Source organism: Sphingobium sp. YR768 (genome assembly GCF_900111125.1).
Classification (GTDB): Bacteria; Pseudomonadota; Alphaproteobacteria; order Sphingomonadales; family Sphingomonadaceae; genus Sphingobium.
On the sequence record NZ_FOGE01000038.1, the window covers coordinates 13,472 to 39,391 of the forward strand.

Annotated in this window: 21 protein-coding genes and 1 pseudogene; 7 read left to right on the top strand and 15 right to left on the bottom strand. The window is 61.3% G+C overall.

Going from position 1 to position 25,920, the window contains the following annotated elements; translation table 11 throughout:
- The first annotated feature begins 39 nt into the window (after positions 1 to 39).
- From BMX92_RS23910 to BMX92_RS23920, 3 genes and pseudogenes are all read left to right on the top strand, one after another.
- Positions 40 to 333, top strand: a complete 294-nt coding sequence (locus BMX92_RS23910) for a hypothetical protein (RefSeq protein ID WP_093021309.1) — start codon at positions 40 to 42, stop codon at positions 331 to 333.
- Positions 333 to 2,436 (top strand): annotated as a pseudogene (locus tag BMX92_RS23915) (prolyl oligopeptidase family protein). Before BMX92_RS23910 ends, BMX92_RS23915 begins: the two are co-directional and overlap by 1 nt.
- Before the next feature lie 211 nt (positions 2,437 to 2,647).
- Entirely contained in the window at positions 2,648 to 2,881 is a 234-nt protein-coding gene (locus BMX92_RS23920; protein ID WP_093021312.1) for a hypothetical protein, read from the top strand.
- 224 nt (positions 2,882 to 3,105) lie between these two features.
- On the opposite strand, the gene BMX92_RS23925 is transcribed toward BMX92_RS23920, so the two are convergent.
- On the bottom strand, positions 3,106 to 4,242 hold the full coding sequence (locus tag BMX92_RS23925) for a glycerophosphodiester phosphodiesterase (protein ID WP_093021315.1): 1,137 nt from the start codon (positions 4,240 to 4,242) through the stop codon (positions 3,106 to 3,108).
- Positions 4,242 to 6,695 carry a TonB-dependent receptor gene (locus tag BMX92_RS23930; RefSeq protein ID WP_093021370.1) on the bottom strand — a complete coding sequence of 818 codons (2,454 nt, stop codon included), beginning with the start codon at positions 6,693 to 6,695 and terminating at the stop codon, positions 4,242 to 4,244. Before BMX92_RS23930 ends, BMX92_RS23925 begins: the two co-directional genes overlap by 1 nt.
- 414 nt (positions 6,696 to 7,109) lie before the next feature.
- Here BMX92_RS23930 and BMX92_RS23935 point away from each other — a divergent pair, with 414 nt between their 5' ends.
- Positions 7,110 to 9,599 (top strand): TonB-dependent receptor, encoded by a 2,490-nt coding sequence (locus BMX92_RS23935; RefSeq protein ID WP_093021318.1) that lies wholly within the window; start codon positions 7,110 to 7,112, stop codon positions 9,597 to 9,599.
- A 53-nt stretch (positions 9,600 to 9,652) separates the two neighbouring features.
- Here the strand turns inward: BMX92_RS23935 and BMX92_RS23940 are convergent, their stop codons facing one another.
- Entirely contained in the window at positions 9,653 to 10,993 is a 1,341-nt protein-coding gene (locus tag BMX92_RS23940) for a HAMP domain-containing sensor histidine kinase (RefSeq protein WP_093021321.1), read from the bottom strand.
- Positions 10,990 to 11,667: a response regulator transcription factor gene (locus BMX92_RS23945; protein WP_093021324.1), complete on the bottom strand. Its 678-nt coding sequence runs from the start codon at positions 11,665 to 11,667 to the stop codon at positions 10,990 to 10,992. The genes BMX92_RS23940 and BMX92_RS23945 overlap by 4 nt, the downstream gene beginning before the upstream one ends.
- Positions 11,668 to 12,123: 456 nt before the next feature.
- Here BMX92_RS23945 and BMX92_RS23950 point away from each other — a divergent pair, with 456 nt between their 5' ends.
- Complete coding sequence (locus BMX92_RS23950; protein WP_093021327.1) at positions 12,124 to 12,303, top strand: hypothetical protein; 180 nt, start codon at positions 12,124 to 12,126, stop codon at positions 12,301 to 12,303.
- Between the two features lie 375 nt (positions 12,304 to 12,678).
- Here BMX92_RS23950 and BMX92_RS23955 read toward each other — a convergent pair whose 3' ends face one another.
- From BMX92_RS23955 to BMX92_RS23985, 8 genes are all read right to left on the bottom strand, one after another.
- A complete protein-coding gene (locus BMX92_RS23955; protein ID WP_177185231.1) occupies positions 12,679 to 13,317 on the bottom strand; it encodes an NrsF family protein in 639 nt (212 codons plus the stop codon).
- A complete protein-coding gene (locus BMX92_RS23960) occupies positions 13,310 to 13,834 on the bottom strand; it encodes a sigma-70 family RNA polymerase sigma factor (RefSeq protein WP_218145836.1) in 525 nt (174 codons plus the stop codon). Before BMX92_RS23960 ends, BMX92_RS23955 begins: the two co-directional genes overlap by 8 nt.
- A gap of 61 nt (positions 13,835 to 13,895) precedes the next feature.
- Complete coding sequence (locus tag BMX92_RS23965; protein ID WP_093021335.1) at positions 13,896 to 15,149, bottom strand: protein-disulfide reductase DsbD family protein; 1,254 nt, start codon at positions 15,147 to 15,149, stop codon at positions 13,896 to 13,898.
- Positions 15,150 to 15,195: 46 nt separating this feature from the next.
- Positions 15,196 to 15,756, bottom strand: a complete 561-nt coding sequence (locus BMX92_RS23970; protein WP_093021338.1) for a peroxiredoxin — start codon at positions 15,754 to 15,756, stop codon at positions 15,196 to 15,198.
- 347 nt (positions 15,757 to 16,103) lie between these two features.
- Positions 16,104 to 16,505 (bottom strand): recombinase family protein, encoded by a 402-nt coding sequence (locus BMX92_RS23975; protein WP_256213585.1) that lies wholly within the window; start codon positions 16,503 to 16,505, stop codon positions 16,104 to 16,106.
- Positions 16,478 to 16,684 (bottom strand): recombinase family protein, encoded by a 207-nt coding sequence (locus tag BMX92_RS28190; protein WP_256213586.1) that lies wholly within the window; start codon positions 16,682 to 16,684, stop codon positions 16,478 to 16,480. The genes BMX92_RS23975 and BMX92_RS28190 overlap by 28 nt, the downstream gene beginning before the upstream one ends.
- 180 nt (positions 16,685 to 16,864) lie before the next feature.
- Positions 16,865 to 17,314 carry a DUF6896 domain-containing protein gene (locus tag BMX92_RS23980; protein WP_093021341.1) on the bottom strand — a complete coding sequence of 150 codons (450 nt, stop codon included), beginning with the start codon at positions 17,312 to 17,314 and terminating at the stop codon, positions 16,865 to 16,867.
- Positions 17,315 to 17,399: 85 nt separating this feature from the next.
- A complete protein-coding gene (locus BMX92_RS23985; protein ID WP_218145837.1) occupies positions 17,400 to 17,621 on the bottom strand; it encodes a flagellar basal body rod C-terminal domain-containing protein in 222 nt (73 codons plus the stop codon).
- A gap of 870 nt (positions 17,622 to 18,491) precedes the next feature.
- Between BMX92_RS23985 and BMX92_RS23990 the strand changes: the two genes are divergently transcribed.
- Positions 18,492 to 20,708, top strand: a complete 2,217-nt coding sequence (locus BMX92_RS23990; RefSeq protein WP_177185232.1) for a LamG-like jellyroll fold domain-containing protein — start codon at positions 18,492 to 18,494, stop codon at positions 20,706 to 20,708.
- Here the strand turns inward: BMX92_RS23990 and BMX92_RS23995 are convergent.
- The gene (locus BMX92_RS23995; protein WP_177185233.1) at positions 20,690 to 21,703 is read right to left on the bottom strand and encodes a LacI family DNA-binding transcriptional regulator; all 1,014 of its coding nucleotides are present in this window, start codon (positions 21,701 to 21,703) and stop codon (positions 20,690 to 20,692) included. The genes BMX92_RS23990 and BMX92_RS23995 overlap by 19 nt on opposite strands.
- Positions 21,704 to 21,878: 175 nt before the next feature.
- Between BMX92_RS23995 and BMX92_RS24000 the strand changes: the two genes are divergently transcribed.
- Positions 21,879 to 24,752: a TonB-dependent receptor gene (locus tag BMX92_RS24000; protein WP_093021353.1), complete on the top strand. Its 2,874-nt coding sequence runs from the start codon at positions 21,879 to 21,881 to the stop codon at positions 24,750 to 24,752.
- A gap of 233 nt (positions 24,753 to 24,985) precedes the next feature.
- Here BMX92_RS24000 and BMX92_RS28195 read toward each other — a convergent pair whose 3' ends face one another.
- The gene (locus BMX92_RS28195) at positions 24,986 to 25,297 is read right to left on the bottom strand and encodes a hypothetical protein (RefSeq protein WP_177185234.1); all 312 of its coding nucleotides are present in this window, start codon (positions 25,295 to 25,297) and stop codon (positions 24,986 to 24,988) included.
- The coding region (locus BMX92_RS28200) for a dihydroxy-acid dehydratase domain-containing protein (RefSeq protein ID WP_177185235.1) at positions 25,257 to 25,920 on the bottom strand (664 nt) is incomplete at its 5' end. The genes BMX92_RS28195 and BMX92_RS28200, both read right to left, overlap by 41 nt.

Here is a 25,920-nt window from a genome sequence, read left to right on the forward strand (position 1 = left end):
GGTTGCGGCGGGGCGGGGCGCGCCCTAGCTTTGCTCCTGATGACGCAGGGGATCGATCCATCGACCAGAGCCGGGCGCAAGGCCTTGCGGCATGAGATGCGCATGGTGGCGGTGCGGCCGCGCCGCTGGGGATTGTGGCTGCTGGCGATCGGCGCGCTGCTGCTGATCGCGCCTTCCGCCTTTGGCCTGCACAGCCTGATGGGCTGGTCGCCGGTCTGGCTGGGGCTGGTCGCCTGCTTCGCGGCGCTACCCCTGCTGGTGGCCGGGGCGCTGCTGCGGCGGCGATACCGGCGGGAGCGGATGATAATGATGCAGGGGCGTGAACGGACATGATGAAAAGGATGATGAGCTTGGTTTCCGCTGCCCTTCTGACCGGCGCAGGCGCGCCCCCTTCGGCCCCGGCTCCTGCTGACGATCCGTTCGTGTGGCTGGAGGACTGGACCGGCCCGCGCGCGATGCAGTGGGTGGAGGCGGAGAATAAGGCGACGCTGGCCGCCTTCCAGAATGATCCGCGCTATGCGGGCTATTATAAGGACGCGCTGGCCATCGCATCGGCCAAGGACCGGATCGCCATGCCGGTGCTGATCCACGGCCGCGTCTATAATTTCTGGCGCGATGCCGACCATCCGCAGGGCATCTGGCGCTATACCTCGCCGGCCGACTATGCGACCGACGCGCCGCACTGGACGACGGTGCTGGATCTGGATGCGCTGTCGAAGGCGGAAGGCAAGAAATGGGTGTGGAAGGGCGCCAATATCCTCGATCCCGAGGAAAGGCTGGCGCTGCTCAACTTGTCCGACGGCGGCGAGGATGCGGTGACGCTGCGCGAGTTCGACCTGGAGACGGGGCAGTTCGTCAAGGGCGGGTTCGACATCCCCAAGTCGAAGCAGAATGAGGGCTGGCTGGACAAGGACAGCATCCTGATCGCGCGCGACTGGGGCGCCGATCAGCATGGGGGCACGATGACCAAGTCGGGCTATCCCTTCGTCGTGAAGATATTGCAGCGGGGCGAGCCGCTGTCGGCCGCGAAGGAGGTCTATCGCGGGGAGCCGAGCGATCAGGTCGGCACCTTCCCGATGATATTGTCGGACGGGTCGGGCAACCGGGCGGCCTTCCTCTATCGCGGCGTCACCTTCTTCGGCAACGAGACCTATCTGGTGACGGACGGCGCGGTGAAGAAGCTGTCGCTGCCGACCAAGAGCCAGTTGCAGGGCATGGTCGAAGGGCAGGTGCTGATCCAGACCAGCGAGGAATGGAAAAGCGGCGCCGAGCGGATCGCTGGCCGCGGTGCCGCTGGCCGCGCTGCAATCGGGTGCTGAACTCAAGCCGCAAATCCTGTTTGCGCCCAATGCGCGCCAGTCGATCGATGGCGTGGCGGCAACCAAGGGGCATGTGATCCTGTCGATCAACGACAATGTGCGCGGGCGGGTGCAGATATTGACCCCGACCGCCACGGGCTGGGCAAGCAAGCCGGTGACGCTGCCCGACAATGCGACCATTTCCATCGCAAGCGCGAGCGACAAGGACGACAAGGCCTATCTGGCGGTGGCGGGATTCCTGGCGCCGACGACGCTGTGGGCGATGGATGCGGCCGATCCCAGGCCGGTGCAGGTCAAGGCGATGCCCGCGCGCTTCGATGCGGCGGGGCTGGTGGTCGAACAGTTCGAGGCGACGTCCACCGACGGGACGAAAATCCCCTATTTCATCGTCCACAAAAAGGGGATGACGCCCGACGGCAGCACGCCGACGATCATGACCGCTTATGGCGGGTTCGAGGTGCCGATGACGCCCAGCTATGCCGCGATCACCGGCAAGCTGTGGCTGGAACGGGGCAACAGCTTCGTGCTGGCCAATATTCGCGGCGGCGGCGAATTCGGCCCGGCCTGGCATGAGGCGGGGCTGAAGACCAGGCGCCAGATCATCTATGATGATTTCGCGGCAGTGGCGCAGGATATTTTCGCGCGCAAACTGTCGTCCCCCAAGAAGTTCGGCATCTATGGCGGGTCCAATGGCGGGCTGTTGATGGGGGTGGAGTTCAACCAGCATCCCGACCTGTGGAACGGCGTGGTCATTCAGGTGCCCTTGCTGGACATGATCCGCTATGAACAGATTGCGGCTGGCGCTTCGTGGGTCGATGAATATGGCAGCGTGTCGGTGCCGGCGGAAAAGGCGTTTCTGGAAAAGATTTCGCCCTATGCCAATATCCGCAAGGGCGTGAATTATCCCACGCCCTATATCTGGACCACGACCAAGGATGATCGCGTGGGGCCGCAACATGCCCGAAAATTTGCGGCGCGGCTGAAGGACTATGGCATCCCCTATCATTTCTACGAGGATACGGCCGGGGGCCATTCGGGCGACGCGGATATTGAACAGGGCGCGCGGTTGCAGGCGATGCAGATGGTCTATTTCAGCCAGCGGCTGGAGGGGAAATAGGGACGGCGCGACGGGACAGGGCTTGTTCCCGGTCCAGCTTGGCGTACGGGCACTCTGGGCGGTGTCCGCACTCCGGGATCGAACTGGGCACCGGCCTCTCGATCATGGTAAGCGCGCAGCGATGCTGCTGGTCGGCGCGATGGCGCTGTTCCACGGTCATGCCTGGGGGATGGTGGCGCGCTGTGTTGATGCCTATGCTCCATGATCCAGGATGATGTCCGGCCATTTGGCTTTCGCGAACAATATTTCGTCCATCTTCAAGCCTGCCACACTGGCACTCATGACGATGCTTCAACAAGCCGGATCACCCATGACGTTGGTCAGGTCGCTGATTGAACGGGTTCGGCATTTGGCAAAAGCCGTTCGTTTGCTCAACGTCCGCCATGTGGCGCCTGAATTTTGGGCGCGCGCGACGGGCCTCGCTACGCAGAATCATTACGCCTGAGCAAAAAATAGCCGGTCGTTAAACCGGCTGTGAGGTTTAAGGAGAGGATGCCTGAAAGGCACGGACTGCGGGCATCGCGGGAAGAGATTTCGCACCTGCGATATGTTTCTGGACGAGGCTAATTCTGTGACTGGTCTGCAAGCGCATGAACGACGGTGACAGTGCTCCCAGAACCAAGCCTGATGCGAAATGACCGATGTTCATCGACAATGACGCCACGCCCTTTAAGCCTGGGAGATGGCGCGCCGCCCCAAAGCCGGGTCGTCGGTGAAGATCGCATCGACGCCTGTCGCCAGATAGCGTTGCATCTCGGCTATGCTACCGGCTTCGTTGCGCGCGGCATCACCCTGATCGCTGCGGAAGTCGGCGGCAAGGAAGTGATTTTCAGGACGGAAGGTCCAGATGCTGACGAGCAGCCCCGCCTTGTGCGCGGCCTCCACCAACCTGGTTGGCTTGACCAGCCGCTGATCCTTGTCGACAGGAATGATCATCCGCACATGGGGAGCCAGATAGTCCGCATAGTTGGCGATTCCCGCCAGCCCCGCAGGCGTCAGCATATCGCCATAGGTCTGTTTGAGGCTCGCGGCCAGCATGTCCGCCGGGGGCTGGGTAGGATCGCCGATCAACTGCACCAGTCGGATATTAGGCCAGGCGCCGATCTTGCCGCGCAGCGCTTTCAGGTTGGCGACCTCGAACGACTGGATGGCGAAGGGCGCGCGCCGAAGATAAGCGCTTTTGCTGATGATATCGATCAGCCGCTGTTCCTGCGGCAGGTCGATGCCGGCGAAATAGGTCGAATGCTTGATCTCAGGGATCAAGCCGATGGTCCGGCCGCGCGCGGCGGATTCGGCGGCCACGAAATCGGCGATCTCTTCCATCGACACGATCTGGAACGCGCCGTCATAGGACTGGCTTTCGGGACGCATGGCGCCCAGCCGCTCCTTCGCGCGCAGGGTCTTGAGTTCGGCGAAGGTGAAATCCTCCGTAAACCAGCCTTCCTGCGCTTCGCCGTCGATCGTCTTGCGAGTCTTGCGACTGGCAAATTCAGACCGTGCGGCGATGTCGGTCGTGTCCGCGATGCTATTTTCGTGCCGCGCGACCAGAACGCCGTCCTTGGTCGCGACCAGATCAGGCTCGACATAGTCGGCGCCGTCTTCGATCGCCTTGGCATAGGCGGCCAGCGTATGTTCGGGCCGCAGCGCCGATGCGCCGCGATGGGCGATCAGCAAGGGCTTGCCAGAACGGGGCGCAGCAGCGGCAATCGCCCCCGAACCGGCCGCCATCGTCGCGGCGGCCAGACCGGCCCCCAAACCGGCCCCCGCCTGAAGCAGGGACCGGCGGGACAGGGCATCGTCCCGCATCAGTAGTTCACCGACAGGGTGGCGAACCACTGGCGCGGCGGGATGGGGTAGACGTTGTAGTTGTTGGTGTTGGCGCTCGCTTGCACCGTCGACGCCCCCTTCTTATCGAACAGGTTCGTCACGTTCAGGCTGACCTCTGCCTTTTGCAGGCCGACCATGCTGGCGGGCAGGCGATAGGCGATCCGGCCGCTGGCCTGGAACACCGATTTGACCGACGCATCGTTGGTGAAGGTGGTGAAGCGGCGGCCGACATAGTCGCCGATGATCTGGGCATCGAAATTGCCCAGCGTCAGCGTCGCGACCGTCTTGTTCATCCATTTGGGGCTGACCGGGATCAGCTTGCCGCCGGTCGGAACGACGCCGGCCACCGTGGCGGTGCCGCCGATCCGTGTGCCGGTCGCAGCGCCCGTCAGCGTGCTATAGTCGCTGTCGTAGATGGAGCGGTTGTAGGACAGGGCGTTGTAGAGCGAGAAGACCTGCCCGAAGCGCAAGGTGAGCGCCGCGTCCACGCCGTCCGTCTTCACGTCGCCCACGTTGAACACGGCGGGGGTGCCACCGCTGATGCCGCCGCCGCCGATGCCGCCGATCGCGCCGGGGGGCGTGATGCCCAGCAGGCGGTCGCTGAAGTCGACATGATAATAGTTCACCTGCGCCTCGATGGCCGTCAGGAACGAACTGTCGATGGTGCGGCGGCTGCGCAGGCCGATTTCATAGACCCAGGATGTTTCCGGGCGGCCGTTGAATTTCAGGTTGTTGAACGCCGCCTGGCTGCCGCTGCTCCACGGGGTGACGCCGCCGCCGCCATAGGGCTGGAAGTGGCGCAGGTTCTTCTGGACGTTGACATAGAGCTGCTCGCTGTCGGTGAAGTCCCACTTGGCGCCGATCGCGGGCAGGAACCAGCGCTTGGTGTTGATCTCGCCTTCGGGCAATGCGCTCGCGGAACCGGGCAGCGATCCGACGATCGGCTGGACCGGGAAGGTGCCGCTGGCGAACTGAAGGCTGGATTTGAAGCCGCCCTGAATCAGCAGGCCGGGCGTGACCTGCCAGCTGTCCTGCACATGGAGTTGCAGCACATTGGTACGCATCTCGCTGGCATATTGGGTGAACATCGGATCGTGCGGCGGCAGCGAATAGGGGTTATAGTCCTGAGGCCGGGTGACGTCGAGCGCGTACCAGTTCCGGTAGGCGGCCGAGCTGTTATATTCATACCAGGCGCCGAGCTGAACCTGATGGTTGCCCAGCGTCGCATCGATCGACGACAGGATGCCGCCGCGATCGATGCGATATTCGGTGGTGCGGATGGCATAGCCTGAATTGCCGGTTGCCTCCTTCAGGTTCTGACCCGGGAAATAGAGCGAGAACAAGGTAGGCAGGCCCGCCACGGTGATCGGACCGGCGACGATGCCGGCGCCGTCATTATTGTGGTAATAGACTTGGTTCGACCAGTCGACCTTGTCCGACAGATGGGCCTGATATTTCAGATAGCCCAGATAGTCGGTGCGGATCGCGGCGCTGTAGAAGTTGCGGTAGTTCTGCGCTTCGGCTGCCGGCACGGCGCCGTTGGCGTCAAGATAGGCGACCGCCGCGTCGAAGTCGGGATAGAAGAAGGGACGGGTGTAGGGCTGATAGGCCTGCGCGGCATTGGCCGGGGTCTTGAAGACGGTCGTCGCGTCCTCGTTCGGCTCCTGCTTGTCCGAATAGCTGAAATAGGCGGTGAACTTGCCGTTGCTGTCGTCATGGACGAACTTGGCGTTGGCGGCCCAGCCCTTCTGCTTGCCGTTGAAGTCCCAGGCGCGCGCACGATGGCGCAGCACGGAGACATAGCCGCTGTTGCCGTTGCCAAACTCGCCGCTGTCCAGCCGGACAAAGGTGCGCGCGGTGCCGTAGCTGCCGAACGTGTGGTTGAGCTGCGCGCCCATCTGCTGGCGCGGATCACTGGAGAAATTCTCGATCGCGCCGCCCAGGTTGCTGGTCGATGCAATACCGAGTTCGGCGGCGCCGGTGGCCACGACCACGCTGCCCATATTTTCGGAGATAATCGCGCGCTGCGGCGACAGGCCGTTGAAATTGCCGTAGCTCTGGTCGCCCAGCGGCACGCCGTCCAGGGTGTGGCCCAGTTGCTGGCCACTGAAGCCATGGATGAAGAGCGAGGCGTTCTGTTCGTTATTGCCCCACGGGTCGGCGGTCACATACATGACGCCGGGCAGGGTCTGGATCGCCTTGAAGGGCGCGACGCCGGGTAGTATCTTCTGGATTTCCGTTGTGGTGATCGCCGTAGCCGAGCGGGTGGCCTTCACGCCGGTCACGACGATGGAGCCTGCCTCACCGTCAGCGTCGGCAGCCTGTTCTTCGGCCGGGGCCTGCGATTGCGCCCAGGCCGGTGCGGTTGCAAGCGAGAGCAGACCGGCGCCGGCGAGCAGACCGGCCCGCGAAAGCGAGAGCAGATTCTTCATGTTCCAATGTCCCCACAACATGGTGCGATTTCGCATATGCAGCATGCGGTTAGTCGGGGCGGGTTACGCTTTTTTGGACGATCGGCGTCGGATCCATGACATTGGGATGTCGCTTCTGTCGCAATGCAAAACGGGTCGCGTAATGAAGGATCCTATGGGGTTGTACAGTCCGGAGTAGAGACTGGGACGATCATCACCCGCTGCGTGGCGCAGTCATCGTTGCAAGGGGCGATATTTTTTCTGCTACTCAATGATCTGACAATAGTTATATGTATCAATAGTTTATGAGGATTGTGAGATGAAGATGAAGACCTCTCGACGGCCTTGTCTTCAATCTTAAATCCCACTGTCTTGATGGCGCCATATCAGCCTTTGCAACGACCAAAGAATCGTTAAAAGGGGTTTGTTTTCATCATGTTGATCCGATTTTCTCGGGCGATGCTGCTCGCCGGAGCCGCCGTCGCCTGCCTCGCCGCGCCGCTTGCCCTTGCGCAGGACGCTGTTCCCGTCGACGCCGCTGATGTCGGCAACGGCGGTCTTGGAGAGATCGTCGTCACCGCCACCAAACGTGAGACGAATCTCCAGAAGACGCCGATCTCGATCAGCGTGGTCGATTCCGCGATGATCAAGGACCGGCATGTCCAGAGCCTGTTCGACCTGGCCGATGGCGGCGTTCCTTCGCTGCGCGTCACGACCTTCGAAGCGCGCCAGTCGGCGCTCACCATCGGCATTCGCGGCATCGTGCCGCTCGACGCGAACCAACCTGCCCGCGAGCAGGGCGTCGGCGTCTATATTGACGGCGTCTATCTCGGCCGTCAGCATGGCCTCAACGCCGCGCTGTTCGACACCGAGCGGGTCGAAGTGCTCAAGGGGCCGCAGGGCACGCTCTTCGGCCGCAATACGGAAGGCGGCGCGCTCTCCATCGTCACCAGAGCGCCAACCGGCGAATTCGGCGGCCGGGTCGAGGCCGGTGTCGGCAATCTGGGCGCCTATAATGGCGCAGCCCATATCGACTTGCCCGAATTTCACAATTTCGCGGTCAAGGTCGATGCCGTGAAACAATATCAGGGACCGACGACGAAGAACCCGATGTCCGGCCAAACCGGCTGGGGCTATTTCGATCGGGTCGGTGGCCGCGTCGCCGTTCGCTGGACGCCGACCAGCACGATCACCAACGACTTTGCCTATGACGTGGCGACGGACAAGAATTCGCCCTTCTACAGCCAGTTGCTGAACTACAACCCCTATAACTGCCCCAGCGGCGGCACCACGGCCAGCCCGGCCACGCCCCCGGCGACCTGTCACTTGCCGGGCACGGCCACGACCGGCGTCACGGGCGCCATCCGTCCGGTCGGTCCGGGCGTCGTCATCAACGGCGACACGCTGATGCGCACGGCCGACATCGGTGTGCCGCAACAGCCCAGCGTCGACAAAACGCATGGTTTCACCAATAATTTCAAATGGCAGGTGTCGCCGGAACTGGAAATCCGGTCGATCACCGCATGGCGCGGCGTCGACGTCGCCCAGTGGGACAATGCCGGCGGTGCACATCGTCCACCCGTCCTGGCGCCCGTGCTGAACAGCACGACCGGCCTGTATCAGAATATTCCGTTCAGTCGCTACAGCCTCGCAAATCTGCGCCAGCGCCAGTTCAGCCAGGAATTGCAGGCCGTCGGTTCGATCGCCAATATCGATTATGTCGCGGGCCTGTTCTACTTCAACGAACATGTCAGCGACGACGCGGCCACGCCCAGCTCCAACTTCTGGGTGGTAGATCCGGTCACGGGTACGCCCACTGGCGCCTATGTGGTCAATCCGGCGGTCTTCTCCAATCCCTTCGCCACGATCGACCGGGCATCGGAAGTCTGGTCGAAAAGCTATGCCGCCTATGGACAGGTCACCTGGCACGCCACCGACGCGCTGCACCTGACCGCCGGCGGCCGCTACACGCATGACAGGAAGGAAGGCGTGCTGCGCGTGGCAGGCGGCGTCAACTATGACGCCAATCCGGCTGCCGCCGCCCTGCGCGGCTATAACCCGCTGGATCGCAGGTGGAGCCGTTTCGATCCCATGGTCACGCTGGCCTATGATGTGAGCAACGACGTCCATGTCTATACCAAATATGCGACCGGCTACCGCGCGGGCGGCGCAAGCTCGCGCACGATCAACTATGCGCCGTTCGACCCTGAATCGGTCAAATCCTACGAGGCCGGCATCAAGGCGGACTTCTGGAATCGGCGCGCGCGCTTCAACCTGACCGGCTACATCATGGACCGCAAGGACAGCCAGGTGGACATCAACAGCTTCATCTACAGCGGGACCAACACCTACAATAATCTTGAGACCATCAACCTCCCCGGCACCGCGAAGATACGCGGTATCGAGGCCGAACTCACGGTCCAGCCCGTCGAGGGACTGACGCTGAATGCAAGCTACGCCTACACCTATACCCGCTTGCCTCTCATCACCAACCAGGCCGGCGTCCAGCAGCAATTCTACATCGTGTTCACGCCGCGCAACGCGGCCAGCGGTGCTATCGACTATGCTCTGCCGCTCGGCGGTGGCGATACCGTGCTGAAGTTCCACTTCGACGGCAATTATGCGCAGGCCACGCAGACGTTCGACGCCTATGCCCTGAAGAACGACTCCTCGCTGATCTTCAACGGGCGTATCTCGCTGGCCAATATCGACATGGGCAGCGGCGACCAGAAGCTGACGATCGGCCTGTGGGGCCGCAATCTGTTCAACAAGCAATATGTCTATCGCCGCGATCCGACCCAGGCGCTGCCTGCCGCGCCGACCGCGACCAGCGGCACCATCGGCAGCGTCAGCAATGTGTTGGGCGACTATGGCAATTTCAACATGCCCCGAACATACGGGCTGGAAGCCAGCCTGCGCTTCTGACCTGGTCCTGTTGATCGGCGCGGCGGTTCACCGTCGCGTCGATCCTTTTCGTTTTACAGTGGAATGGACACCGTCACCTGCAAACCGGGGCCAGCATCCGCAAGTTCCAGCGTGCCGCCGTGCAGTCGGGCGATTGCATCGGCAAGCGGCAGGCCGAGCCCATGCCCGCTGGCGCTGCGGCTACGGTCCAGACGGCCGAACCGGCGCATGGCGAGCGCAAGCTGTTCCGCCGGAACGCCGGGGCCGTTATCTGTCACGATGATGCAGCCGCTATTCCCCTGCCGTTCTGCCGTTATCCGGATCTCGCTCCCCTCCGGCGTATGCCGGGCTGCATTGTCCAGCAGGTTGAGCAGCAGTTGCGACAGGAGTTGACGATCCCCGGCCAATGGCATCGCGCTAGATCGTGTGACGATGAGATGCTGTCGGCGGTCGTCGATGAGCGGCTGCACCATCTCCACCATGTCCTGGATCAGCGCAGGCAGATCAATCGGGGCAAAGGCGGTCCGGCGCGATCCGCTTTCGATCTCCGCGATCCGCAGCATCGCGCCGAACATGCCCAATAGTTCGTCGGCTTGCGCGGTCGCAAGTTGCAGTCGCGCTCTTACGGGTTCGGCCTCTTCCCTCTGCTCCAGCAGGGCGAGTTCATTGCGAAGCCGGGCCAGCGGCGTGCGCAACTCGTGCGAAATATCGTTGGAGACGTTGCGGACCTCGGTCATCAGCATGTTCATGCGGTCCAGCATATGGTTGAACGCTGCCGCCTGTCGGTCGAACTCTCCGCCGTCGCCTGCGATCGGAACCCTGCGTGACAAGTCTCCGTCGATGATCGATTCTGCCGTCAGACGCATCTGCTCGATCCGATGGCCGACGAGCCGGCGGAACAGCAGCAGGCCCGTCAGGACAACGATGATGATCGCACCGAAACCGGCGATATAGATGCGGCGGCGTCCGGAGACATAATTGTCGATCGGCTCGGTTTCCGCAAACACGGCCAACCGCATGCCGCCGCCGATCTCCCGCACCAGCACCCGGCCTGCCGTCAGTCCCTCGATGCGATCCTGTCGTGTCAGCGCGGAAAAGCCGAGCGGCAGCGCGCGGGTGAAGGTCGCGTTGCCTGCTATCCGGCGTCCCTGCACATCGATCAGCAGCATGCCCAGGTCGCCCGTGTCGCGCTGGCTGGTGAGTTCAAGAATGCGGTGTGCAAGCTGCGCTCGGTTCACCCGCAAACCGGCTGGAGCAATCGCCAGGCTTTCCGACTCGATCCGGTGGTCGACCAGATCGTCGACCATTGACAGCGTCGCGAAGAAGGTACCGAAGCCAGCCAGCAAGGTGACAGTCAGGAACAGGCCAAGAAAGACGATCGTCAGCCCCCGTAGCGAAACCGGCCGTCCCATCATGCGCGCAGCAGATAGCCCATGCCGCGCTGCGTACTGATGGGGTCGTCGCCATGTTCGAGCAGCTTAACCCGCAGATGCCGGATATGCGCGTCGACGATATTCGTCGTGGGCATGAAGTCATGCCCCCAGATCCGTTCGATCAGCATTGGCCGCGTAACGACCGAGCCTGCGTTGCGGCTCAGTTCGAGCAGCAGTTTGAACTCGGTTTGTGACAGGATGAGCGGCCGGCCCGAGCGCCAGGCACGCAGGCGCGATGGGCTGATGACGATGTCGCCCGCGCTGATCGTGTCAGAGGGCTGTTCGTTGATCCGCCGGGCGCGAAGCAAGGCATGCAAACGGGCGTTCAGTTCCATCGGGTCGACGGGCTTGACGACATAGTCGTCGGCCCCCGCATTGAACCCTTCGACCTTGTCATAGACCTGCCCCAGCGCCGTCAGCATCAGCACGGGGACATGCATGCCGCCTTCGCGCAATTGTCGTAACACAGTGATGCCGTCGATCGAGGGGATCATCCAGTCAAGGATGATGATGTCGAAGGCATGCAGGCCGACGATCGCCAGGGCGCCTGGTCCGTCGTCCGCTGTCGCGACTTCATGCCCGTACTGGGAAAGTTGTTCGACCAATTGCCGTTGCAGCGGCTTGTCGTCCTCGACCAGAAGGATGTGCAGGCTCATGGGAAGTGGAAACTGACCATAGGGAGAGGTGGGGGCATCCATAGATGCGCCGGGCGCATATTGCCATCCGCATCATGCGTTCGTCCACGACGTCCCGTCGCGGTCCACAGGCGTCGCAGCGAGAACTTAGAGACCGTTTGAAAAATGCGCGAAAGAGCGCATTTTTGTAGCCGCACCGGCCTTCACCCCCAACCCGACCGCCCACATATGGTACCCTGTTGGGCGGTCGGGTGGGGGTGAAGGCCGGTGCGGATGCGCCAAAGGCGCATTCCCAAACAGACTCTAAAAGCGGTCGATCTGCTCTCGGGATGAACCTATCCTGTGATGTAAGGCCGTTCTGGGTCGTAAGCAGCTTGCAAGAATTTCGACGGCATGCGTCAGGCATCGGATGTGGCCAAGTTCTGGAGCCTGACCCGTTCATAGTGAATCGGATCAGGCTCCAGCGCGGCGCTTTACGTGCTGGTGCCAGGCGTGGATGCCAGCCTCTATCCAGCCTTCTTCGTCGACTATGGGCTGGCGATCATCTTTGCACTCATCAGTCATTTGCCCGGCGGCCTTGGCATATTCGAGGCGGTGATCGTCGCGACCTTGCCCAGCAGGCGCTGGCGTTGGCGGACCGCACGGATGACTTCCTGATGCGCCAGATAAAGGAGCATAGCCGGATCTAAGGGGCGACCGTTCGCAAAGGTCCGATTTCTTCTGGCAACTGCGCGCAATGGCCGATGAGGGCAGGGGCGTCCGTTGCTCTGCCAACTGAGCCTGGAGGGCTTGCCGGTGGCGATCGATCCGGGTCATTCCATCGTCAAATATGGCGAGGAGGCGCGGGTCGATCTCGAGCAATCCTCGATCGACGGCCCGTACGGCAAGCCGTGGCGCCTTGCCGAGCAGCGCGCGAGCCGGGAGGGTGCGGTGTTCGAGATCGTGCCAGCGGTGCGCGTGCGACATGAGCAGAAGCCGTCGCCATCCCCGCCAACAGAAGTCTCACATCCCGTCACATCGGACCCAGAGTCATCAGCATGCAATGATCCTCCTGCCCAGCAGGATCGCGCTTCCCCCCAGCACGAGCGCAGCGGCGACATGCATGACGAGGTCGATCAGGGATAACTCTGTCGGATGGCATAGCGCCAGAAGTGCAAAGGCCAGAAATGCCGCGCCGCAGCCGGTCAGCGCCAGAGACCGCACCGGGGTTAGCGACCGGGTTTGTCGCAGCGCGAGCAGGGCCAGCAGGATCATCGGCAGGCCGGCCAGGGTCACGAAGACAAAACAGGGCGTGCCATGATGCCCTTGTACAACCGCCGCTGCGGAGGCGGCCGGCGATCCGATGCTGGCAATGGCAAGCGCTATCCAGAGCAACAGCAGGGCGACGGCCCAATATTTCCCTCGGACCACTCGCCCCGCGACGCTGACGGACAGCGCCGACATCAGGCAGAATGTCCCGATCGCCAAGGAAAGCAGCGCGCCGGCGATCGCGACGCGCGCATTCGCGGCCGCCCAGTCGGTCGCCTCGCGATGGAGAAGCGAAGAGGAAAGCGCGCCCAGGAGAAGGGCTAAGGGAATGAGCCAGGCCGCCCGAACCCATGTGGCCGGGACGCGGCTGACCGGTCCTGCCGTTCGGGCCAGTTCGTCAATCAAGCGGTCAGGGTCATACATGCCATTCATTCCCATATTGGCGCAGGCGGGCGAAGGCGCGATGCAACACCGATTTCACCGCCGACACGGACATCCGGCTTTCGGCTGCCGCATCGTCGAGCGACATTTCCCGCAGCTTGACCATCTCCACGATCGCCCGCTGCCGTTGCGGCAACGCGTCCAGCATCCGCGCCAGTGCATGTTCCGCATCCAGCGCCGACAGGAAGCCCGGCGACGCAGGGTCGACCGCCTCCGCAAGTCGGGCATCGTCCGCAACCTCCCGATGGCGGAAGCGACCCGAACGCCGCAATGCATCGATCGCGCGCGCCCTGGTGATCGCTGCCATCCAGGGGAGCAGGGGCCGATCCGGATCATAAGTATGGCGCAGGCGGTGAATGGTCAGCAGCACGTCCTGCACCACATCGTCCGCCAGACTTTCGTCGACGACCTGTCGTTTCGCCAACAGCCGGATGACAGGCGTCATGGCGCGCAGCACATCGCGATACGCCGCCTGATCGCCATCCTGGGCCTTGCGCATGAGAGCGGGCCATTGCGAAACAGCCGGAACGCCATGCATCATCAGCCAGCCAGCGCCATCATCAGCCCTTCCTCCCTGCCGCCGTATCGAGCGCGGCGACGATCATGTCGGAACTGAGCAACTGAGGCAACACGGTCGGCGCGCCGCCATTGGCCGGATAGACCAGATAGAGCGGCAGGCCGCTGCGTCCCAGATCCGCCATCGCCTTCTCGATCGCCGGATCATAATTGGTGGAGTCCGCCACCATATAGGCCGTGTTCGTGCGTGCGACCGCCTGCCTGAACGGTTGCCTGGACAGGACGGCCTTCTCGTTCACCTGGCATGTCAGGCACCAGGATGCGGAGAAGTCGACGAAGACAGCCTGCCCTGCCGCCTGGGCTTGTGCGACCTTCGCAGGCGACCAGGGGATCGGGCGCACATAGGCTTCCGCTTTGGCCATATCGATCTGCGGGCCGGTATCCGCAGGATCACCGAGCGCGCCGCCCGGCACGGCAATTGCCGTACCGATCGCGATGACGCCGGCCATCACGGCCAGATGAAGCGCCCGCGCCGGTCGGCCCATGATCGCCCGCTGCTGCGCCAACCCGTACAGCCAGCAAAGGAAGCCGAGAAAAACAATGCAGCCGAGGATCAGCGCCAGCCCGGACGGACCGACCTGCTGCGCAAGCACCCATGCCAGCCACGCCGCGGTGCCGAACATCGGGAAGGCCAGCAATTGCTTGAGCGTGCCCATCCACGGACCGGGCCTGGGTAAATGTCTGGCCAGCGAAGGGCTGAACGACAGCAGGGTGAAGGGCGCGGCAACCCCGGCGCCCAGGGCCGCGAATATCGCCAGCCCGACAAGCGGCGGTTGCACCAGCGCATAGCCGATCGCGCCGGCCATCAGCGGCCCCGCGCATGGTGTGGCGACCACCACCGCCAGCGCGCCGGTCAGCGCCGCCCCGAGCCTGCCGTCGCGGCCATCGAACTGCTGGCCGATCCTTTGCAGGCCCAGCCCGAATTCAAACAAGCCGCTGAGGTTGAGGCCGGCGCCGGTCATGATCAGGATCAGCAATGCGACCACGACCGGCGATTGCAGTTGAAATCCCCAACCGACCGCCGCGCCGCCAGCGCGCAGCGCGATCAGGATGCCGGCCAGGACCAGCATTGCCAGCATCGTGCCCGCCAGGAATGCCACGCCCTCCTGCCGCAGGCGCTGCGGATCGCCACCCTGCCGGACGAGCCCGAAGGCCTTCAATGAAATGATTGGGAACACGCACGGCATGAGGTTGAGGATCACCCCGCCCAGGAAGGCGGTGACGATGGCGAAAAGCATGGTAACCTCGCAATGGGCAGATGAAGGGCGGCCGTTCGGTCGGGCGTCAGGCGTGATGCGCCTTCCACGCGCGCACGGCGGCCATCGTCTTTTCGATATGCGCCTGCGGATTGTGATCGGTGTAGCTCAGCAGGATGGTTCCGTCAGGCGCGATCACGAAGGAGGTTCGCTCGGACATCGCCTGTGGCGCTCCCTTCATCACCGTGTCATAGGCGGCGGCGACCTTCGCTCCGGGATCGGCAGCCACGGCGAACTTGTCGCGGCATTCGGACTTGGAAAATGCGGCAACCCGGTCGACATTGCCCGCCGTCACGCCCACCACGGTGGCGCCCAGCTTGCGGAAATCATCCGTCGCCTCGGCAAACATATGCGCTTCGAGCGTGCAGCCCGACGTGAAGGCCGCCGGGAAGAAATAGAGGACGACCGGCCCCTGCTTCAGTGTCCTGGCGAGCGAGAAGCTGAAAGGCTTGCCGGCCAGCGCCGCATTCAACTGGACGGCCGGTGCCTTCGTACCTTGCGACAGCGCCGCGGACGAGGGCGCGTTCCATGTGGCAGCCATCATTCCCGTTGCGAGGATCGCGACAAGCTTCCGGTTCAATATCGTCATGCTCTACTCCAGACCTTGGATGCCTTGGGAGCGGGCAAATCCGCTTCCCTTCGATCCATGTTCGCCAGCAGCCAGGAGAAAGTTGCGGTGCATCGCCCGGCAAGGACGATTTTTTCGCCGGACACCGATAGAAGCTGGTGGTGGTGCGGTTGGTGGTGGGACTGTCGGTGAAGGTGGTGGAGCTATAGGTGACCGCGCCGCCCATATAGGCGCCGCCCGACACCACGCCCTGCCACTCGCCCGACCCGGCATAGGTCTTCACCGCGCCATAGCGATAGACCGAGGTCGCGGTGGACGCGCTGCCGTCCGCGCTTAACTTCGCATATTTCCCGTGAATCTTGTCATTATCATACTGATGTTGGAAATATTATGTCGCGGTCTGTGGTGGATGAAGGAGCCAAGGGAAGAGAAAGAGCGGGGTGCAGCGTAGCAGACGGTGGGGCGTGTAGGATATGGAGGGCGGGGTATCCGTAAGCCGCTTCTTCCTCCGCGCCCTCGGCTCGCGCCCGCGCCACGCCCACGCGCTGGCGCTCCAGCATGATCGCCCGCTCGAACTCGGCGACGGCCGCGAACATGGTCAGCAGCATCCGCCCCGTGGGCGAGCGCGTGTCTACCTCCGTCCCGCCGAAGTCCATGATGCGCAGCGCCACCTTCTTGGCCTCCAGCGCCGCTACGATGCCCAGCAGGTCGGCGGTGGACCGGGCAAGGCGGTCGAGCCGGGTCACGACCAGCGTGTCGCCCTCGCGCACAAAGGCTCTCCTGAGCTTGTCGAAGGGTCCAGCGCGGCGGCGAGCTGGTCGCGCTGCGCGACCGACGACGCCTGTTCGCTGAACAGCTTGTCGCACCCCGTTGCAGCGAGCGCCACCTGCTGCGCCTCCAGCCCCGCAACCTGTTCCACCGTCGACGTCCGCGCATAGCCGATCAACATATCCGCACCTCTCAATCTGATAGATCGAGCTTAGCCGGGTGCCAGGTGCGGTCCAGCATGATCGGCACATAGTATTGATATTATTGATCTTTTCTCACGGAAGCCTGGAGGCGGCGATACTCCGCCTCATTGCCTCCGCACGCCTCCTTGCGACACAGCCTGCGCGCTCCCGGCCCATTCTCACGCAAGCAGCGCCGTATGAGGCAGTGGCCTCAGATGCTTTTGCTGCTCCTGCGCAATATCAATACGCAGCAAGTTGGAGTGCCCGCCGCACGGCTCAACTAGACCAGCGCCAACCGCTTCCTCCAGTTCATGCTCGACTGCTGCTTTATCATTGTCAGGATAACGTTCCGGGAACTGCTTGGCATATGACCATAGTCGCCAAGCATCAAAGCCGATATCATTGCTATAAGCAAAGTCAAAGTCCATCTCTTCCCCGGAAATATCGACCCAGCATCCAATGCCGTGCATCTGATATGCTACTCCCTGCCGAATTTGGCCCGATTCAGGGATAACACCTTCTCTCCAAGATTTGATTATGTCTCTTCTACCGAACCTATTGTTGAACAGTGCGAGCGCTTCCTCTACGGCTTCCATATAGTCGCCTATTAGCTTTCTTACCGCAGTCACCGCCGTTCGAACGGCGCAGCCAAAGCGGCTGCGATCCGCGCGGGCGACACAACCCCATCCGGCAGTCAATCCTGTACAGTGGCCGTCATCCCTGACCTCGGATTCCGAAGAGTTGCTGGATCATGTCGCTCGAAACGCTCACAATCTGGCTTGATGCCTGATGGCCGCGTTGGATCAGGATAAGCTCGCCAAATTCGGCTGAGAGATCGACATTGGAAGCTTCGAGTTGCTTCGACTGGATCGTGCCGACACCATCAACGCCGCTTGCGCGCAGCCGTATTTCCAGAGCGCCCTTGGCTTCGAACAATCCCCACTCGATTGTTCATCTATCGGTAACTAACTGATTTAACGCGCAAAAAATTTTGTCGTGATTGCATGCCGCCAGCCGGGCCGTCAAAAATCTAAGCTCTTGATTGTATTTGAGAATTCAAGCTTCTTTCGGCAAATCGTCTATCGGAGACACTCGACATCGTCCGCGAGCCAATTATGCCAAGGAGTAGGCGCTATGAACCAAGGCGTCAGCCCGGGAAATACCGTTCATCGACCGCATTGCAGTTTCCATCTTCGCCGAGCACGATCTCGCTACTTGTCCACCATAACGGAGAACAAGCATTACGAACACTCCAACCCGCGTCCGCAGGCTGATGCCGATCGGCGCCTTCTCGAAACCTTCGATGGTGCAATCCAAGGGCAGGCTGCGGCAGCCAGAGGCGCGATTGCATAATTTCGCGCATTGCGCGGTGGCTGGGATACGCAGCGTCAAATGGAAAGTCAAGTTGCGCAAGCGCCGGTCATTAAATGATGCACGCAACCTAGGTAAATAGCAAAATTCATGATTTCGACCAAGCGACGGCGTCCACCTCAAGTCACTAACGCATGCACGATATAGTGGCGACTCGCTTTATCGTACCGTCATAAAGAACGGCAGTGTGTCATATGTCGGCCCCTTAGAGTCTGTTTGGAAATGCGCCTTTGGTGCGGCTACAAAAATGCGCTCTTTCGCGCATTTTTCAAACGGTCTCTTAGAGGCGGCGAGGAGGCGTTAATAGGCAATGTCGACGTCGACATTTTTTTATTGACGGCGCGGCGCGCGTCAATCAGGTCTCCAGCAGAATAGGTTTGGAATAACGGAGAGACCATGCGCCATACCACCGAAGCGCAAAGACTGACCCGAATCGTGGCCATCGCCCTGTCGTGCGCGACGAATGGCAGCGCCTTTGCTCAGACCAGCGTGAACACCCAAGCGGCGATCGACTGGCGGTTCGAAGGCGCGGACAAAGAGCGTCCACAGTTCCACACCCAATTTGCGCAGCCTGACTTTGTGCCTGGTGTTTCGGGGCGCGCGTGGCGCAGTGATGGCTTTTCAAGCTGGGTTTCGGCACCTCTGTCGCTTGATGCAAACCGCGGCTTCAGCGTTGAAGTCTGGTTAGCGCTGGAAAGCTATCCTTCCGGATATGAGGCTCCTGCGGACAGACTCATTCCTGCTTCGATCCTCCAGCAGGCGACCCGGGATGCAGGGTTCGACATATTCATCGACGCATTCGGTCGCTGGGGATTTCGGGTCTCGACAAGCGGCGGTGCGATCCGCGTGCAAGCGAAAGAGCCTTTCCCGCTCAACAAGTGGGTGCATGTGGCGGCAACCTATGATCCCTATTCAGGTGAAGCCCGGCTCTATCTGAATGGCCAGCTGCTGGCCGCCAAAAAGACGAGACCGGCAATGTTCCGACCAGCCATGAGTGCGCTCGAAATTGCCAATAGCTGGCAACGTGCGCCCCTCGGCGCTTTCAATATCAACGGGCTTAATGCCGCCTATGACAATGTGAAGGTGATGGGCGGTGTCCTGTCTCCCGAGACGATCGCTGCGAACGCCAATTCGAACACACCGCCGCCGGCCGCACGATCGCTCGTCGTTCCCGAGACACGCTTCGCGCAAGACCTTCAACGCCCGCGCTACCACGCGCTTCCTCCGGCCAATTGGACAAACGAACCCCATGGGCTGATCCGGCGGGGCGCAACGTGGCACATGTTTTACCAGCGCACGCCCAACGGACCGTACAAGACGCTCATGACCTGGGGCCATATGAAGAGCGAGGATCTCGTCCACTGGACTGATCTTCCCATTGCGCTTCGCCCTGAGTTACAGACAGACGATTTCGGCTTCGACATGAAGGGTATCTGGTCTGGCGATGTCGTGACAGGGCCGGGCGGCTTTGCCTTCGCCTTCTATACCAGCGTCAACCACAGCGCGACCTTTTACAATCCGGGCATTTCCATGGCGATCAGTGATGATCCCGATCTGATTAACTGGAAAAAGGCGGGGCCGCTGATCGATCGAACCGGTGTGCGGGATTTTCGCGATCCCTACGTCTGGTTTGAGGGCGGCGAGGCGCATATGATCGTTGGCGCTGCGCTCGGGTCGTCAGGCGGCCTCGCCTATTATCGCTGCGCCAATCTTGCCAGCCGCAGTTGCTGGAAGAGGCAGCCCCCGATGGCGCCGTTCAATGAAATGGACGTCGGTTCGGAAATCTGGGAAATGCCGGTATTCGAAAAGATCGCTGACGGGAAATATGTCCTCGTAGCGAACCCGATCGGCGGCAAGGTCAGCAAATATGGCGAGCCGACCACCCGCGGTGTCTACTGGATCGGTGACTGGGATGGCGCGACGTTCAAGCCCGACAGCCTCGAGCCAAAGATGCTGGATGTGCTTCCAGGGCATCTCAGTCCCACGGTTGCGCGTGATGCAGGCGGCGAACTTGTCGGTATCGGCATTGTCGACGAACGCAGGACAGCTACCGCGCAGCTTCGCGCCGGTTGGGCGCATAGCTTCAGCCTTCCTCGCGTGTGGCGTTTGTTGCCAGATGGAAAGACGTTGGGGCAGTCGCCACTACGGTCTCTCGAGCAGTTGCGGAACGGAAGCCCACTTGACATCACCCTTGCCGGGTCGGGTGAGCGCCAGGCCGGCGATCTTGGCCGAATGACGGAGATCAAGGCGCTCTTCTCGAGCCTCCCAACCCAAGGAACCTATGGAGTGACCTTGGCGGTATCTCCCGACGGTCGCGAAGCGACCCGGCTATATTATGACGTCGAACGGCGGGAATTCGTTCTCGATAAAACGCATTCTACAGCCGGCACCGACGACGAGGGACCGCATATCCTGCGCGGAGCCTATGACGAGGCGGCATTTGGAAAACCGCGCGACTTCCATGTCTATGTCGACCATTCCGTCGTGGATGTCTTCATCAACGACGCCGCGGCCTTCTCTTTCCGCATCTATCCGGCCGGGGTGAATAGCACCGGCTTTGGTATTCTGTCGACGTCACACACCGAAGCGCAAGTCCAGGCATGGCGGCTCAACGCTGCCCCAGTGACACTGGATCAGGCGGAGCCGCGTTGAACAAGGGGGCAGGGCAGCCGCTCAATGAACGGCTGGTTATCTGCGCCCGCCAGAAGTTCGAACAGACGATCTGCCGCACGAGATCCGATCTCGTAATAGGGAAGAGCAACGGTGGTGAGCGGCGGCACCACCCGCTCGGAAATCATTCGGAAATCATCATACCCGACGATGGCTATGTCTTCGGGAACGCGCAGATTGAGGCTTGCGGCTGCGAACATGCACTGCATCGCAATTTCATCATTGCCCGTCAGGATGATCGTAGGCCGTTCGCCGGGGCCTGTAGAAAGCAATTCCTTGGCAACCTCGAACGCGCGCATCCTTTCTGCGCCGATGGCGCCCTCGATCCCCGGCAGCATCCATTCATGCCTCACCTCAAGGCCCGCTTCGGCCATCGCGCGCTCGAAACCTTCGCGCCGCAATCGGGCGGCAAGGATGAGCGGATTGAGCGTGATGAAGGCGATCCTTGCATGCCCCTTGTCGATTGCATGGCGTGCAGCCGCATAGCCTCCATTCATGTCATCGGGGACAACGGCAGGCACATCGGCTGACGAAGCAAAGCAGTTTACCAGAACCGTGGGGATATTATGTACGGTCGGATCGAATTCGATCTCGTGATGGTACATCGTCGCGAACAGCACCCCGTCGATCCGATGCTCCTGAAACGTGCGCCAGACCCGTGTTTCCTCATAAGAAGCGCCCGACGTATTGGCGATGAGAAGGCTCTGGTTGGATTGGGAAACCCTGTCCTGCACGCCGCGGATGATTTCGACCGAGTTGGGGGTCGTGGACACCACGTCCGTGATAAGGCCGATGACGCCCGAACGGTTGGTTCGCACCATCCGGGCGGCCAGATTGGGAATATAGTTCAGTCGGGTGATGGCATCTTCAACGCGGGCCCGGGTTTTGCTGCTGATGTTCGGCTCGCCGTTCACCACCCGTGATACGGTTCTGTCTGACACCCCGGCAAGCGCGGCCACGTCTTTGATCGTCTGCAAACTGCTACTCCGAACCTCTTCAACGACAGACACTGTAGCGCCAATTCTCTTGTCAGGCACCATATTGTCGACGTCGACATTTTTGAATTGACGACGTCGACAATTTGATGCTCTATCCGCTCCACCACTCGATTCGGATCAAAAAAAATGGTCACGTTGTGGGGGAGGAAAGTAGATGACCAATCGTTCCAGCCAGTATCTTTGCACACTCGCGGCAACCGCGTCGGTCATGGCCCTATGCCTGCCGTCGTTGGCGCAGGCCCAGGCCGTGCCGGCGCAGACGGCACCCGAGCAAAGCAAGGACAGGAAACCAGCCGAGATTGCCAGCACCGACGACATTGTCGTCACGGGAGTCGTGCAGAAAACCCGCAAGCTCGATACGACCTTCACGATCGACACGTTGACCCGGGACGACATCAAGCGGCTTGCCCCTATCAGCACCGCCGACCTGTTGAATAACATTCCCGGCTTCTTCGCCGAAGGCAGCACGGCCGGCGAGCGCAGCAACAACGTGACCGTTCGCGGTCTGCCCAGCAGCGGCTACCGTTATGCGCCGCAGCTCATTGACGGTCTGCCAGTCTACCAGGACTCCGACGTGCCGTTCGCCAACAACGACGTCTTCTTCTCGAATGACCTGATGACCGATCGCGTCGAAGTCGTGAAGGGAGGCCCCGGCGGCATACTTTACTCCAATGGTCTCGGTGCGATCGTCAATTACGTGACCAAGACCGGTGGTGACGAGTTCGAAGGGGGCTACAAGCTCGAACTTGCCACCTACGATTTCATTCGCAACGATCTCTATGTCGCCGGTCCCATCAACAAGAATCTGCATTTCGCCGTTGGCGGCTTCTTTCGAACCTCCGGAGGGCTTCGCGATACGGGCTATACCGCCGACAAGGGCGGTCAGATCCGCGGTAATATCACCTACAAGAGCGACGACGAGACGACGAATTTCGGCCTCTATGCCTCGCATCTCAACGATCGCAATGCGGTCTACAACAACCTGCCTATCGAGGTGCCGGGGTTCAGCTCGCCGGGCACCGCGGACAATCCCATCGTCATCGACCAATCGTCAGTGAAGCCGATCGGCATCAATTTTCAGGATGGCACGCTGCTTTCGCCCTCCAATCGCTACATTACCCAGATCGACAATAATGGCCGGGTGACGACCGCGGATCTCGCCGACGGCATCCATCCGAAATTCACGACCGTCACCGCCAAATTCTCAAAGCAACTGGATTCGGGCTGGCGTTTTGATTTCGACGCCAACTACACATCGGGCACGTCGGGCTTCAATGCGCTCTTCGCAGGCAATGACGCAGCGACAGCGGCATCGTTTCTCAACAACCGGTGGATTGGCGACGTGCTCCAACCGGCATTCGATGCGAACTTCCAGGCGTCCGAAGGGACCCCGAACAATGCGTCCTTCTACAATCGCAATATCCTCGCGACCTATTTCAATGCCCTCAGTCCCGCCGACTTCGACGCACAATATCGCACGCCGCTGATCAATGCCGGCTTCAGCAACTTCGAGCAGCTGCGCGCGCAATATGGCGCCAATCAGACGATCGGAGGCCCGGGAGGAAATATCGGAGCGTTTTACACGCGGAACGGGCAGGCAATACCATCGGGCAGCAATCTTAGCTTCCAAATCCCCTGGATCGTCCGCTCCAAGCTGTCGAGTGCGACACAGAATCTGAAAATCCAGAAGGAATTCAGTCTGCTGGGTCGGCACAATCTGACATTCGGCGCATATCACAGCACGAACAGCGACACTTACGATTTCCAGCAAAGCCTGATCATCACGACGCTGGCTTCGCCCAGCGAACTCGTCGACCTCTTTATAATCGACGCCAACGGCAACAAGGTCGGACCGTCACTTTCGCTTAACGGCAGCTACCTGCCGGGCTTTGCCGGCAATGCCGCGAGCGGTGACGCGGAGAATGCGGCTCTGTTCATTCAGGACCATTGGGAAACCCTGGGCGGGCGGCTCCGGATCGACGCCGGCTTCCGCTGGGAAACCGAAAAGCTCAATGTCCGTTTCCAGACCCGGGAATGCTGCACGAGCTTCCTGCCGGGGGGCGCCACAACCGGAAATCGCGCGTATACACAGGTGCAGACGCTCGGTGCGCCGCAGTACCTCAACGAACGCTATTCCGGTCACGGCTGGTCGCTCGGGGCTAACTATAGCGTCATGCGGAATCTGGCGGTCTATGCGTTGGCCTCCCAGTCATTTCGGCTTCCCAGCTTCAACGACGGGGTCGCATTCGCGCAATCGGCCCCGCTGGGCGATCCTGTGGAGCATATCGACCAGTATGAGGGCGGCGTGCGCTTCCAGAGCCGGATTTTCGATTTCTCGGCCACCGGCTTTTACAACAAATTCACTCCGCGGACGCTGATCAATATCTACCAGGACATCAACGCCCCCGTTTGCACCGCCGGCGGGACGGTCGCGACCACGGCGACGATCACATCGTGCCCTAATGTGTACCAGCCCTATTCCTATGGCACCACGAACTACGGCGCCGAACTTGAGGTGGTGGTCCGACCGCCGTTTATCCCTGGCTTCGACATCAAGGCGAATATCGTGCTGCAGAACCCGAAGGTGAACGGGTCCACCTACACGATCGTCAATCAGGTCGGAAACAGTTATGAATATGGCACGGTCAGTCAGGACGGGCGACGGGAGGGACGTCAGGCGACGAGGACGCTGAACATCCAGCCTCGTTGGGATCTAAAGCCACTGACCAATCTGCCGGTAAAGCTCTATGGTCAGTATGAATATCGATCGGCTCGCTTCTCGAATTCGCAAGATCTGAACGTGACGCTCTATCCCTCCTATTACATCATCAACGCGGGAGCCCTTGTCGATGTGACCGACCGGCTGTCCGTGCAGTTCCATGTCGCCAACCTCACGAACCAGCTTTCTTTCACCGAAGGCGATCCGCTGTTCTTCGACCTAAAGGCGCCAAACGGCGTTGGTAACCGGGGTGTGGCACGACCGCTGTTCGGCCGCACCGGACGTTTCACGCTGAATTACCGGTTCTGATATCCGCCAAGCGGCCAATGCGGTTAGAGCCGCATGGCCGCACAAGTGGTTTCGGGTCGCAAAACGTTCCAGTCTGCACGCTGGATATGTTGGGGAGGGACCGGGCGTTGCTCGGTCTCTCCTTTCTTTTCGGGTGGCTCCTCACGGCAACATGGGCCGAACGGGAAGATGGCTAACACCGCCCATCGCCAGCCTATAGCAGGTAAGGCCGGCGGTGATGCCAGATCGCCTGTTCAAGTTTTCAGGGACACGGCTTCCCGCGCCAACAACTCGGTCTCCTCCAAGGAAGTCCCGATCAGCCAGCTGCCGCCGACACAGAGCACTGGCTCCAAGACAAGCCAGTTGGGCGCGGAAGAAAACGTAACACCACCGGTCGGACAGAATCTGGCCTCATAAAACGGAGCCGCCAGCGCCCTGAGTGCCTTGATGCCGCCGGAAGTCTCGGCCGGAAAGAATTTGAAGTAGCGAAGACCCAGATCGTAGCCGCGCATGATGTCGCCAGCATTAGCCACGCCGGGAAGGAAAGGCAGGCCGCTGCCGATCACTGCCTCGCCGAGCTCCTGGGTCAAACCCGGGCGAAACGATAAATTCGGCGCCCGCATCGCTGAACACGCGGCACGGTGCCTCGATCGTCCAGTGCTCCCGGGCGACGGCGGAGACCTTGATGCAGGCACGCCCCAGATTTCCGCTTAGGATGCGAAAGCCTCCTTCGGCCGAAAAGGGAGAAGCCCGCGACGCGATAATCGATGGATCGCGCGAATGCTGATCATGTTCGCGCCAGACCAGCTCATTGCCGGCCATCTCCGGCTGACGTGTATAATGGGTCATGCTCGCCGCGCCGGCAGTGAGCGTATCCGCATGCATCAGGCCACCATCGAGCAGTTCGCGGATGACGAAGGTCGGCCCTCCTGCATCCTCGAAGCCGTTCACGTCCGCTGTACCGTTGGGATAGACTCGCGCGATCAGCGGGATGACACGCGATAGTCGGTCAAAATCTTCCCAGTCGATGATGACGCCGGCCGAGCGCGCGATGGCAGGCAGGTGGATCAGGTGATTGGTGGATCCGCCGGTGGCTAGAGCGGGATGACGTTTGGCTGATTCAAGCGGGATTCCCTTTGGGGTGATTTTCTGATTCAAGATGCTTGCTGGGCATGGAGGCCAGCGAGCA